Genomic DNA, 12,576 nt, shown 5'->3' with positions numbered 1-12,576 from the left:
CGGCTCAGGCCGGCAGCGGACGGGTTACGGGGGCGGGGCCCAAGGCTGGCCCGCTCGGCAGGCGAGTCAGGCGCAGGGCGTTGAGCACCACGGTCAACGAACTGAGGGACATGCCGATCGCTGCCCATATCGGAGTGATCCAGCCGAGGGCGGCAAATGGCAACATGAGGCCATTGTACAGACCGGCCCAGAGCAGGTTCTCAATGATTACCCGACGGGTACGCCGCGCCAGGCTGAAGGCTTGCACCAACGCGTCGAGGCGGTTGGACAGCAGCACGGCGTCGGCACTGGTTTTTGCCAGGTCCGTGGCTGAACCCATGGCCACGCTGATATCGGCGGCGGCCAGCACCGGCACGTCGTTGACGCCGTCGCCGAGCATCAGCACCTTGCGGCCTTCCTTGTGCAGTTGCTGCAGCACTTGCAACTTGTCATCCGGGCGCAGGCCGCCGTGGGCTTCGTCGATACCCAACTCGGCGGCAACGCTGGCAACCATCGGCGAACTGTCTCCTGACAGCAGCAGCGTACGCCAGCCCCGCGCCTTGCACGCGGCCAGCAATGCCGGGGCGTCGCTGCGCAAGCGGTCATCGAGGACAAACCAGGCCAGGGCGCCGTTGGTGTCGCCCAGCAGCAACCATTGCCCGGCTTCATCTGGCGAGGCCGGGATCGGGCAACCACTCAGCGCGCAGACAAAACCCGGTTGGCCGATGCGCAAGCGGCGCTCGCCGACCCGACCTTCGAGCCCCAGGCCCGGCGTACTGAGCACTTCGTCAGCTGCCAGCGGTGCGCGGCCGAAGGCGCGGGCAATCGGGTGTTCCGAACGATTTTCCAGGGCAGCAGCCAGGCCCAGGCACTCGTCACTGTCCAGCACGCTCAGTGGTCGGATTGCGCGTAACGCCAGTCGGCCCTCGGTGAGGGTGCCGGTCTTGTCGAAAATCACTGTGTCAATCTGGTTCAGGCCTTCCAGCACATGGCCGCGAGTGAGTAGCAAACCCAGTTTGTGCAGGGTGCCGGTAGCGGCAGTCAGCGCAGTGGGTGTCGCCAGGGACAGCGCGCAAGGGCAGGTCGCTACCAGCATCGCCAGGACGATCCAGAATGCCCGCGACGAATCCAGTTCCCACCACAGCAGGCCGATCACGGCGGCGGCAATCAGCGAGCACAGCAGGAACCATTGGGCGGCGCGATCGGCGATTTCCGCCAGCCGGGGTTTCTCCGCCTGGGCTCGCTCCAGCAGGCGCACGATGGCTGACAGGCGCGTGTCGTGGCCCAGGGCGCGGACTTCCACGGTCAGCGCGCCTTCGACGTTCAGGGTGCCTGCGGTAACGGCGTCGCCAATTTGGCGAGGCTGCGGCAGGTATTCGCCGGTCAGCAGGGATTCGTCGATGCTCGACTGGCCGTCGAGGATCACCCCGTCCGCCGGCAGGATTGCCCCCGGGTGTACCAGCACTCGATCTCCAAGCCCCAACTCTCGGAGCAGGATGCGTTCGCTCTGGCCGTCGCCGCTTAGACGCAGGCACGACGCAGGCAGCAGGTTGACCAACTGCGCCGTGGCGGCAGCAGTGCGCTCCCTGGCGCGACGCTCCAGGTAGCGCCCGGCCAGCAGGAATAGGGCGAACATGCCGACAGCATCGAAATACAGTTCGCCAACGCCGGTAATGGCGGTCCAGATACCGGCCAGGTAAGCGCCGCCGATGGCCAGGGAAACCGAGACATCCATGGTCAGGTGGCGGGTACGCAGGTCGCGCATGGCGCCCTTGAAAAACGGCGCGCAGCTGTAGAAAACAATGGGCGTGGTGAGAAACAGTGCGACCCAGCGCAGGATGATGTGCAGCTCCGGGCTCAGGTCGATGTTGAATTCCGGCCAGGTGGCCATGGTTGCCATCATCGCCTGGAACCACAGCAGCCCAGCCACACCCAGTTGACGCAGGGCCAGGCGGTTTTCGCTGGCCAGTTGCTCGGCGGCGCGGTCGGCCTGATAAGGGTGGGCGGCGTAACCGATGTGGCGCAGTTCGCTGAGCAGTTGGCTCAACGGTAATTGCGCGTCTGCCCAGCGCACCTGCAATCGGTGGTTGGACAGGTTTAGCCGCGCCTCGGCCACCGCAGGCAGGCTGCGCAGGTGTTTTTCGATCAACCAGCCACAGGCGGCGCAACTGATGCCTTCCATCAGCAAGGTGGCTTCGGCCAGGTCGCCGTCGTGACGTACGAAAGGTTTTTGCACGTCGGCACGGTCGTACAGCGCCAATTCGTCCACCAACTGCACCGGCAGCGCTTCGGGGTTAGCCGACGCTTCACTGCGGTGCTGGTAATAGCTTTCCAGACCACCGGCGACAATCGCCTCGGCCACGGCCTGGCAACCCGGGCAGCAAAGCTCGCGGGTCTGGCCGAGGATTACGGCGGTGAACCGGCTGCCGGGCGGGACGGGGAGGGCGCAGTGGTAGCAGGGGGTGGTCATGGTCTGGATCTATGTCGGCTGGGAGGGCCTCATCGCAGGCAAGCCCGCGATGCGCGATGCGCAGGATTTAGTTTTTCAGGTCTTCAGCACCCTGCAACGGTTCGTCACCGAGCATCAAGTCCTTGTCATGGCTGACATCTTCCTCTTCAAACATGCGCCAGGTCTTGGCGTCCTGTACACCCAGCAGCTCAACAAAACGACGACCTTCAACCTTGTCCGTCACTTGGCCAATGTAACGGCCCGGTTCGCTTTCGCTGCGAGCCAGGACGATCTTGCGATCCTTTTCCGGCTGGGTGGGCGAAATCAGGTTCAGCTCCACGGTGGCAGGCTGGCTGTTGCCGCTCAGGCGTAGCTCGACTTCGCCGGTCAGTGCATCCAGGTGTAGGGTGGCGCGCAGTTGCAGGGTTTGGGCCAGCAGTTCGCGGTCCAGAGAGCGGTTGATGCCTTTGCCTGCTTCGTAGTAGTTGTCGTTGACCAGGTTGTCCGGGTTGTTCACCGCGATGGTCACCATGGTCAAGGTCAAGGTCACCGAGCAGGCCAGGATGCCAATGATGATCCAGGGCCAGAGGTGCTTGTACCAGGGGCTTGCGGCAGTTGCTACGGGCATTGTTCTGCTCTCTTTTAACGAATTTGAGGGCCGATGAATCGGCTCTTGGCTTCAACGTGGACGCTGTCATCGTCGGCATCCTTGAGGATGAACTTGACCTCGTTGGTGCTCGACGGCATTTGCTCCGGCGCGCTCGACAGTTCCACCGGCATGCTGAAGATTTCCCCGGCAGCCACCTTGATCTCGCGTTTGCCTTGCAGCTTGAGGTCCGGCAGGCCGCTGGCATCCAGCACATAGGTGTGGTCGCGCTGGTCCTTGTTCATGATTTTCAGGCTGTAGACGTTCTCGATCCGCCCTTCGGCGTTTTCGCGGTACAGCACCCGGTCCTTGCTGACGTCGAAACCCACCAGCGAACGCATGAAGAAAGCGGTGGCCAATAAGCTGATCATCGCCAGCAGCACCAGGGCATAACCGATCAGGCGCGGGCGCAGCTTGTGGGTTTTCTGCCCGGACAGGTTGTGTTCGGTGGTGTAGCTGATCAACCCGCGAGGGTAATCCATCTTGTCCATGATGTTGTCACAGGCGTCGATGCACGCAGCACAGCCGATGCACTCGATCTGCAGGCCGTCGCGGATGTCGATGCCGGTGGGGCAGACCTGCACGCACATGGTGCAATCAATGCAGTCCCCCAGGCCCTGGGCCTTGTAGTCGATGCCTTTCTTGCGCGGGCCACGGCTTTCGCCACGGCGCGGATCGTAGGAGACGATCAGGGTGTCCTTGTCGAACATCACACTCTGGAAGCGCGCATAGGGGCACATATAAATGCACACCTGCTCACGCAGCCAGCCGGCGTTGCCGTAGGTGGCGAGGGTGAAGAAACCGACCCAGAAATACGACCAGCCATCGGCTTGTCCGGTAAAAAACTCGAACACCAGCTCGCGAATTGGCGAGAAGTAGCCGACGAAGGTCATGCCGGTGACAAAGCCGATGAGTAGCCACAGGCTGTGCTTGCTGAACTTGCGCAGTAACTTGTTGGCGCTCATCGGCGCCTTGTCCAGCTTGATTCGCTGGTTGCGGTCGCCTTCGGTGACTTTTTCACACCACATGTAGATCCAGGTCCACACGCTTTGCGGGCAGGTATAACCGCACCAGATACGTCCGGCGTACACGGTGATGAAGAACAGGCCAAACGCGGAAATAATCAGGATGCCTGACAGCAGGATGAAATCCTGGGGCCAGAATGTCGCACCAAAAATAAAGAACTTACGCTCCGGCAGGTTCCACCAGACGGCCTGATGACCGCCCCAGTTCAGCCACACCGTGCCGAAATAAAGCAGGAACAACCCGGCGCCACCGAGCATCCGCAAATTGCGAAACAGTCCGGTGAAGGCACGGGTGTAGATTTTCTCCCGAGACGCGTAGAGATCGACGGTGTTGCTTGAGTTTTTGGCAGGCGGGGTAACGTCATGTACCGGAATCTGGTTGCTCATCATTGCATCCCACGGCAGTGGAGATTTGCCTCGGCCAGTACGTGCCAGCCGGGGTCAAAATAAGGGTGTTGCAGTGGCGCAATGATACGCCTGTAGTACTGGCGAACGGGTGCGACCTTTGGTCGCGTTGGGAGAAATCAATTGATGGTGTAAATGACTTGAATCAATTGACAGGTGAAGTATGGACGGTTTTTGGGTGCTGAGGGCTCAATCCTGGATGATTGCCTCATTGCTCATGGCTGTGCCTCGCTAAAAAAACATCACCCTTGCAACTTAGTGGCTAAGGCGTTCCAGAGCAATGGCCAAAAAAAACGGCCCCGCCAATTTTCACTGGCGGGGCCGTTTTTTATTGCAGCTTGCTTACTTACTTGGCGTCAGCGGCCTTTTCCCCATGGGACAGGCTGTAAACGTAAGCGGCCAGCAGGTGCACCTTGTCGTTGCCTTGCAACTGCTCTTGGGCAGGCATCTGGCCCTGGCGGCCGTAACGGATGGTCTGCTGCAGTTGGGCGTAGCTTGAACCGTAGATGAACGCGCCCGGATGAGTCAGGTCAGGCGCGCCCATGGCTGGCGTGCCTTTGCCAGCAGGACCGTGGCAGGCCACGCAGTTGGCGGCGAATAGTTTCTCGCCGTTGGCTACGTCAGCCTTGGCGCCTTCCGGCAGCTTGCGGCCGTCGAGCTTGGTCAGTACGAAGCCGGAGACGTCGGCAACGCCTTGCTCGCCAATGACTTCGGCCCAACCTGGCATCACCGCGTGGCGACCCGCCATGATGGTGGTCTTGATGGTTTCCGGCTCGCCGCCCCAGCGCCAGTCGGCGTCGGTCAGGTTGGGGAAGCCGTAGGCACCCTTGGCGTCGGAACCGTGGCACACCGAGCAGTTGGAGGCGAACAGACGGCCACCCATCTTCAAGGCTTGCGGGTCCTTGGCCACTTCTTCAATGGGCATGGAAGCGAATTTGGCGAAGATCGGGCCGAACTTGGCGTCCGACCTGGCCATTTCCTTTTCCCACTCGTGTACGCCGGTCCAGCCGCTTTGGCCGTTGGCGAACGGGGTTTGCTTGTCATTGTCGAGGTAGGCGTAGCCTGGCAGCAGGCCTTTCCAGTTGCCCAGGCCTGGGTACAGCACCAGGTAGCCGAGGGCGAAGATGATGGTGCCGACGAACAGCATGAACCACCATTTAGGCAGCGGGTTATCGTATTCCTCGATCCCGTCGAACGAGTGGCCAACCGTCTCGTCCGTTTGCTCGGCGCGCTGACCCTTGCGGGTCGACAGCAGCAGCCAGGTCAGGGCGAAGATGGTACCCAGACTGAGGACTGTGACGTACAGACTCCAGAACGTAGTCATTCTTTGTTACTCCTAGAAGCTTGCTCGACGTGCTTGATGGCTTCGGGATCATCCGCGAAAGGCAGCAAGGTCGCGTCTTCAAACTCTGACTTGCGCTTGGGGCTGAACACCCACAAGGCCAGGCCGATAAAGGCCACCATCACGACAACGGTGCCCAGGCCTCGAATCATCCCGATATCCATTTAGATCACCGTTTGCTTTTGATGATGGTGCCAAGGCCTTGCAGATAGGCCACCAGCGCGTCCATTTCGGTCTTGCCCTTCACGGCATCCTTGGCACCGGCGATGTCTTCGTCGGTGTAAGGCACGCCCAGGGTGCGCAAGACTTCCATTTTCTTCGCAGTGTCCTTGCCGTCGAGCTTGTTTTCCACGAGGAACGGGTACGCCGGCATTTTCGACTCGGGCACCACGTTGCGCGGGTTGTACAAGTGCGCACGCTGCCAGTCATCGGAGTAACGACCGCCGACACGGGCCAGGTCCGGACCGGTACGCTTGGAACCCCACAGGAACGGGTGGTCCCAGACGCTTTCTCCGGCGACCGAGTAGTGGCCGTAGCGTTCAGTCTCTGCGCGGAACGGCCGGATCATCTGCGAGTGGCAACCGACACAGCCGTTGGCGATGTAAATGTCGCGGCCTTCCAGTTCAAGGGCGGTGCGCGGCTTCATGCCTTCCACCGGCTTGTTGGTCACGTCCTGGAAAAACAGCGGAACGATCTGGGTCAGGCCGCCGATGCTCACGGCGATAACCATGAAGAAGGCCAGCAGGCCGATATTCTTCTCGACTACTTCATGCTTCATCAGTGAGCTCCAACGACAGCGATCTGAGCGGCGGCTTCAGCTTCAGCCGGGGTCGAGGCGCGAACGGTGCGCCAGACGTTGTAGGCCATGAACAACATGCCGCTGGCAAAGAACGCACCGCCGATGGCGCGAACGATGAAGCCAGGATGGCTGGCTTGCAGCGCTTCGACGAAGGAGTAGGTGAGGGTGCCGTCATCGTTGATTGCACGCCACATCAGGCCCTGGGTGATGCCGTTGACCCACATCGAGGCGATGTAGAGCACGGTACCGATGGTCGCGAGCCAGAAGTGCGTATTGATCAGGGCAGTACTGTGCATCTGCGCACGGCCGAAGACCTTGGGAATCATGTGGTACAGCGCGCCGATGGAGATCATCGCTACCCAACCGAGGGCGCCGGCGTGTACGTGGCCGATGGTCCAGTCGGTGTAGTGGGACAGCGAGTTGACCGTCTTGATGGCCATCATCGGCCCTTCGAAAGTCGACATGCCGTAGAACGCCAAAGACACCACGAGGAAGCGCAGGATCGGGTCGGTACGCAGCTTATGCCACGCGCCCGAGAGGGTCATCATGCCGTTGATCATGCCGCCCCAGCTTGGAGCCAGCAGGATGATCGACATGGCCATGCCCAGGGACTGCGCCCAATCCGGCAATGCGGTGTAGTGCAAGTGGTGAGGACCGGCCCAGATGTACAGGGTGATCAGCGCCCAAAAGTGCACGATGGACAGGCGATAGGAGTAGATCGGACGCTCGGCCTGTTTCGGCACGAAGTAGTACATCATCCCCAGGAAGCCGGTGGTCAGGAAGAAACCTACGGCGTTGTGGCCGTACCACCATTGGATCATCGCGTCAGTCGCACCGGCGTACGCCGAGTAGGACTTGAAGAAACTCACCGGCAGAGACGCGTGGTTGACGATGTGCAACATCGCCGTCACGACGATAAATGCGCCGTAGAACCAGTTGCCGACATAGATGTGCTTGGTCTTGCGCTTGACGATGGTGCCGAAGAACACGATGCCATAGGTCACCCAGACGATCGCCAGAAGGATGGCAAGGGGCCATTCCAATTCCGCGTATTCCTTGGTGGTGGTGAAACCCATTGGCAAGGTGATGATGGCGCCGACGATGACCGCTTGCCATCCCCAGAAGGTGAACGCAGCGAGGCTGTCGGAGATCAGTCGCGTCTGGCAGGTTCGCTGCACGACATAGTAGGAGGTGGCAAACAGTGCACATCCGCCGAAGGCGAAGATCACCAGGTTGGTGTGCAGCGGGCGTAGGCGTCCAAACGTCGTCCATGGCAGGTCGAAGTTCAACTCCGGCCAGACCAGTTGCGAGGCGATGAAGACACCGAGCCCCATGCCAAGGATCCCCCAGACCACCGTCATGATGGCGAACTGGCGGACTACCTTATAGTTATAAGCAGTCGGACTGATTGCTGTGCTCATTCTAAGGTTCCACGGTTTAGGTGTTTTATTAGGATAAAAATCGGCCGCAAGTATGTAGAAAGCGGGGGGGTATTGCAACGCAACCTGACTTGCGTCAATGCGTTCAAAACCAGATTCTGCGCCCTTTCCATGTTTGGTGTAAGGACAAAATCCGCAATTAAAAGCTGACGGAGCGAACAGGAAAATCAGAGGGTCGAAGGTACTTGTAACGGTGCGTGTGTAAACAAGCTGTTCAGGTGACGAATGGTCAGTGGCACGACAGCCGGTAACTACCAGCCTTTGCGCCTGTCATCGAGCAGAAATGTCTAACCCATCGAGTGCAAGTCGGCCTGCGACCGGCCAATGCCGGTCCACTGTCAAAACAAGCGTAGACCCGAATGGCAGGAGGGGGAAGTTGTGCTTTGGGAGGGTGTGACAATAGGGCGCAGTCGCGCAGCTTTAAGCTGCAAGCAACAAGTTTGAAGGGGGGAAGGGGTAGGGCGTGGCTGTTGAAAGCAGCTGCAAGATCCAAGTTTTGGGCTCTTCTCTTGCAGCTTGCAGCTTACTCCTGCTTCTGAGACAGGCTATAGACGTACGCGGCCAGCAAATGCACCTTGTCATTGCCTTGCAGTACTTCCTGCGCCGGCATCTGGCCCTGGCGACCATGACGGATCGTCTGTTGCAACTGTGCCAGGCTGGTGCCGTAGATGAAACCGCCTGGCTGCGTCAGGTTCGGCGCGCCCATGGCTTCAACGCCATGGCCATCAGGACCGTGGCAGGCGACGCACGTAGTGCTGAACGCCACCTGGCCGGCCGCCATGTCGACATTGCTGTCAGCAGGCAATGGCAGCTTGGCCAGATCGTGACGTACGTAGGCGGCAACGTTCTTGACTCCGTCCTCGCCCAGTACTTCACCCCAGGCTGGCATGGCCGCGTGACGACCGCTCATGATGGTGAGCTTGATCGCATCCGCCGAACCGCCCCAGCGCCAGTTGTTGTCCGCCAGGTTGGGGAAGCCGTAGGCGCCCTTGGCATCGGAGCCGTGGCACACCGCGCAGTTGGAGGCAAATAGGCGACCGCCCATTTTCAGCGCTTGCGGGTCTTTGGCGACTTCTTCCACGGGCATGGCTGCGAATTTGGCGAAGATCGGCCCAAACTTGGCGTCGGCCTTGGCCATTTCCTTGTCCCATTCCTTGGTCTGGGTCCAGCCGTCTTCATAGCCTGGCAACACACCTTTCCAGTTGCCCAGGCCCGGATAGAGGATCAGGTAGCCGACGGCGAACACCAAAGTCCCGGCGAACAACATGAACCACCATTGGGGCAGGGGATTGTCGTACTCCTCAATCCCGTCGAAGGCGTGGCCCATGGTCTGGTCGACGCTGCCCTTGGTTTCGCCCTTGCGGGTACCAAACAACAGCCAGGTCAGGCCGATCAGGCTGCCGATGGTCAGTACACAGATCCATGTACTCCAGAAGGTAGTCATGGCCGAATGCTCCTTGTTACAGGCTCTTCGTGAGCGTCGGATGGGGTGCCGGTGGTGTTTGGCAACGGTTCATCGGCAAATGGCAGCAGGCAAGCCTCGGCGAACTCCGGGTTGCGCTTGGAGTTGAACACCCACAGCGACAGGCCGATGAAGGCAATTGCCACCACCAGCGTGCCGAGGCCGCGGATCATTCCGGTATCAAGTTCAAAACCCATGGTTCACCTCTTGCTCTTGATTGCAGTGCCGAGCACTTGCAGGTAGGAGACAAGTGCGTCCATTTCGGTCTTGCCCTTGAGGCTGTCCACGGCGGCGGTGATGTCCGCGTCGGTGTACGGCACGCCGAGGGTGCGCATGACCTTGAGCTTGGTTTCGGTGTGGCTGTTGTCGACCTGGGCGGTGACCAGCCATGGATAGGCCGGCATCTTCGATTCCGGCACCACGTTGCGCGGGTTGTACAAGTGCGCGCGGTGCCAGTCGTCCGAGTAGCGTGCGCCGACGCGAGCCAGGTCCGGCCCGGTACGCTTGGAGCCCCACAGGAACGGGTGATCCCAGACGCTTTCACCGGCGACCGAGTAGTGACCATAACGCTCGGTCTCGGCACGGAACGGCCGGATCATCTGCGAGTGGCACTGTACGCAGCCTTCACGGATGTAGATGTCGCGACCTTCCAGTTGCAGCGCGGTGTAGGGCTTCATGCCTTCCACCGGTTTGTTGGTGACGTCCTGGAAGAACAGCGGGACGATCTGCGTCAGGCCGCCGATGCTCACGGCGAGCACCATCAGCAGCATCAGCAGGCCGACGTTCTTTTCAATAATTTCGTGTTTCATGACTGACTCCTCAGGCCATCTGCGCCGCAGCGGCGACTTCGGCAGGTTGTGCTGCCCGCACGGTGCGCCAGGTGTTCCAGGCCATCAGGAACATGCCGCTGAGGAAGATCGCACCGCCCACCAGCCGCACGACAAAGCCTGGGTGGCTGGCCACCAGGGTTTCGACGAAGGAGTAGGTCAGGGTGCCGTCTTCGTTGATTGCACGCCACATCAGGCCCTGGGCGATGCCGTTGACCCACATCGACGCGATGTAGAGCACGGTGCCGATGGTAGCCAGCCAGAAGTGCGCGTTGATCAAACCGAGGCTGTACATCTGCTCGCGGCCGAAGATTTTCGGGATCATGTGGTACAGCGCGCCGATGGAAATCATCGCTACCCAACCGAGGGCGCCGGCGTGTACGTGGCCGATGGTCCAGTCGGTGTAGTGGGAGAGGGCGTTGACGGTCTTGATGGCCATCATCGGGCCTTCGAAGGTCGACATGCCGTAGAACGCCAGGGAGACCACGAGGAAGCGCAGGATCGGGTCGCTGCGCAACTTATGCCAGGCGCCCGAGAGGGTCATCATGCCGTTGATCATGCCGCCCCAACTCGGAGCCAGCAGCACCAGCGACATCACCATGCCCAGGGACTGTGCCCAGTCCGGCAGTGCGGTGTAGTGCAGGTGGTGAGGACCGGCCCAGATGTAAAGGGTGATCAGTGCCCAGAAGTGTACGATGGACAAGCGATAGGAGTACACCGGACGCTCGGCCTGTTTCGGCACGAAGTAGTACATCATCCCCAGGAAGCCTGCAGTGAGGAAGAAGCCTACAGCGTTGTGGCCGTACCACCATTGCACCATGGCATCCGTCGCACCGCCGTACAGGGAGTAGGACTTGGTCAGGCTAACCGGGACTTCCAGGTTGTTGATGATATGCAGGATGGCTACGGTGATGATGAACGCACCGAAGAACCAGTTACCGACGTAGATATGTTTGGTGTTGCGCTTCATCAACGTGCCGAAGAACACAATGGCGTAGGCGACCCAGACGATGGTGATCAGGATGTCGATCGGCCATTCCAGTTCGGCGTATTCCTTGGAGCTGGTGTAACCCAGAGGCAGGGAAATCGCTGCCAACAGGATGACCAGTTGCCAGCCCCAGAAGCAGAACGCGGCGACTTTCGGCGCGAACAGCTGGGTTTGGCAGGTGCGTTGCACCGAGTAAAAGGACGCTGCAAACAGTGCGCAGCCGCCGAAGGCGAAGATCACCGCGTTGGTGTGCAACGGGCGCAAGCGGCCGAAGCTGGTCCAAGGCAAGTTGAAGTTGAGTTCCGGCCATACCAACTGGGCTGCGAGAAAAACCCCGAGCCCCATTCCGACGATGCCCCAGACCACCGTCATAATGGCGAATTGGCGGACCACCTTGTAGTTATAGGCGGTACTGATTGTAGTGTTCATGGTTCCCCATCCACGGTTCAATCGAAGCAGGTGCGACACTTCGGCTGTAGTTATAGGCAGACTAAAAAGCGAGGTAAGCATGGGTAAAGAACACAAGGCCGGTATTGACGAGGATCAATGGGCGCACTGTGTGCGTGAACATGGCTGGTTATGGGATGTTGCCTCAGGCGCGGTTTCTGGCGATCCGGTGACGCTGATTTTTGCCCACGGCGCCGGCGCGCCGATGGATAGCAGCTTCATGAGCGATATGGCTGCGCGCCTTTCCGGCCGTGGCATCAACGTGTTGCGCTTCGAGTTTCCCTACATGGCCCAACGGCGCCTGGATGGCGGCAAGCGCCCGCCCAACCCGGCCCCAAAACTGCTGGAGTCCTGGCGTGAGGTATATGCCCTGGTGCGACAACATGTCACTGGGCGCCTGGCCATCGGCGGCAAGTCCATGGGCGGGCGGATGGCCAGTTTGCTGGCAGATGAAGTGGGGGCTGATGGGCTGGTGTGTTTAGGCTATCCGTTTTATGCGGTAGGCAAGCCACAAAAGCCTCGGATTGAGCATTTGGCTGGGTTAAAAGCGCACACCTTGATTGTCCAGGGCGAGCGTGATGCGCTGGGTAATCGCCAGGCAGTGGAAGGATATGAGCTATCGCCGAGCATCGAGGTGATGTGGCTGGTGGCGGGGGATCATGACTTGAAGCCGTTGAAGGCTTCGGGATTCAGTCATGAGCAGCATCTGGAGGCGGCGGCGGTGAAGGTCTCAAGTTTTCTTGGTGGCACTTAGGGGCCCATCGCGGG

Annotated in this window: 12 protein-coding genes; 1 reads left to right on the top strand and 11 read right to left on the bottom strand. The window is 60.2% G+C overall.

All coding sequences use genetic code 11. The features are described 5' to 3' along the window. Positions 1-4: 4 nt before the first annotated feature. The 11 genes from ACZRKZ_RS22380 to ccoN (ACZRKZ_RS22330) all read right to left on the bottom strand — a co-directional run bounded on the left by ACZRKZ_RS22380 (position 5) and on the right by ccoN (ACZRKZ_RS22330) (position 11,790). Positions 5-2,449 (bottom strand): heavy metal translocating P-type ATPase, encoded by a 2,445-nt coding sequence (locus ACZRKZ_RS22380; RefSeq protein WP_463982767.1) that lies wholly within the window; start codon positions 2,447-2,449, stop codon positions 5-7. Between the two features lie 67 nt (positions 2,450-2,516). Beyond that, complete coding sequence (locus ACZRKZ_RS22375) at positions 2,517-3,056, bottom strand: FixH family protein (protein WP_463982766.1); 540 nt, start codon at positions 3,054-3,056, stop codon at positions 2,517-2,519. A 14-nt stretch (positions 3,057-3,070) separates the two neighbouring features. Continuing rightward, positions 3,071-4,486: a cytochrome c oxidase accessory protein CcoG gene (gene ccoG / locus ACZRKZ_RS22370; RefSeq protein WP_463969943.1), complete on the bottom strand. Its 1,416-nt coding sequence runs from the start codon at positions 4,484-4,486 to the stop codon at positions 3,071-3,073. A 364-nt stretch (positions 4,487-4,850) separates the two neighbouring features. Then, the gene (gene ccoP, locus ACZRKZ_RS22365; RefSeq protein WP_463969944.1) at positions 4,851-5,828 is read right to left on the bottom strand and encodes a cytochrome-c oxidase, cbb3-type subunit III; all 978 of its coding nucleotides are present in this window, start codon (positions 5,826-5,828) and stop codon (positions 4,851-4,853) included. After that, entirely contained in the window at positions 5,825-6,010 is a 186-nt protein-coding gene (locus ACZRKZ_RS22360; protein WP_003175465.1) for a CcoQ/FixQ family Cbb3-type cytochrome c oxidase assembly chaperone, read from the bottom strand. The genes ccoP (ACZRKZ_RS22365) and ACZRKZ_RS22360 overlap by 4 nt, the downstream gene beginning before the upstream one ends. A gap of 5 nt (positions 6,011-6,015) precedes the next feature. Next, positions 6,016-6,624 carry a cytochrome-c oxidase, cbb3-type subunit II gene (gene ccoO, locus ACZRKZ_RS22355; RefSeq protein ID WP_022643327.1) on the bottom strand — a complete coding sequence of 203 codons (609 nt, stop codon included), beginning with the start codon at positions 6,622-6,624 and terminating at the stop codon, positions 6,016-6,018. Next, complete coding sequence (gene ccoN, locus ACZRKZ_RS22350; RefSeq protein ID WP_463969945.1) at positions 6,624-8,066, bottom strand: cytochrome-c oxidase, cbb3-type subunit I; 1,443 nt, start codon at positions 8,064-8,066, stop codon at positions 6,624-6,626. The genes ccoO (ACZRKZ_RS22355) and ccoN (ACZRKZ_RS22350) overlap by 1 nt, the downstream gene beginning before the upstream one ends. Positions 8,067-8,607: 541 nt before the next feature. Next, on the bottom strand, positions 8,608-9,528 hold the full coding sequence (gene ccoP / locus ACZRKZ_RS22345; protein WP_463982765.1) for a cytochrome-c oxidase, cbb3-type subunit III: 921 nt from the start codon (positions 9,526-9,528) through the stop codon (positions 8,608-8,610). Next, positions 9,525-9,743 (bottom strand): cbb3-type cytochrome oxidase subunit 3, encoded by a 219-nt coding sequence (locus ACZRKZ_RS22340; protein ID WP_133101628.1) that lies wholly within the window; start codon positions 9,741-9,743, stop codon positions 9,525-9,527. Before ACZRKZ_RS22340 ends, ccoP (ACZRKZ_RS22345) begins: the two co-directional genes overlap by 4 nt. Positions 9,744-9,746: 3 nt before the next feature. Then, complete coding sequence (gene ccoO / locus ACZRKZ_RS22335; protein ID WP_133101627.1) at positions 9,747-10,355, bottom strand: cytochrome-c oxidase, cbb3-type subunit II; 609 nt, start codon at positions 10,353-10,355, stop codon at positions 9,747-9,749. A 10-nt stretch (positions 10,356-10,365) separates the two neighbouring features. Further along, entirely contained in the window at positions 10,366-11,790 is a 1,425-nt protein-coding gene (ccoN, locus tag ACZRKZ_RS22330; protein ID WP_463982764.1) for a cytochrome-c oxidase, cbb3-type subunit I, read from the bottom strand. A gap of 79 nt (positions 11,791-11,869) precedes the next feature. On the opposite strand from ccoN (ACZRKZ_RS22330), the gene ACZRKZ_RS22325 reads away from it, so the two are divergent. Beyond that, complete coding sequence (locus tag ACZRKZ_RS22325) at positions 11,870-12,562, top strand: alpha/beta family hydrolase (RefSeq protein WP_463982763.1); 693 nt, start codon at positions 11,870-11,872, stop codon at positions 12,560-12,562. The last annotated feature ends 14 nt before the right edge of the window (positions 12,563-12,576 follow it).

Source organism: Pseudomonas sp. c313 (genome assembly GCF_055407145.1).
This window is presented reverse-complemented; position numbering and strand designations above follow the sequence as displayed.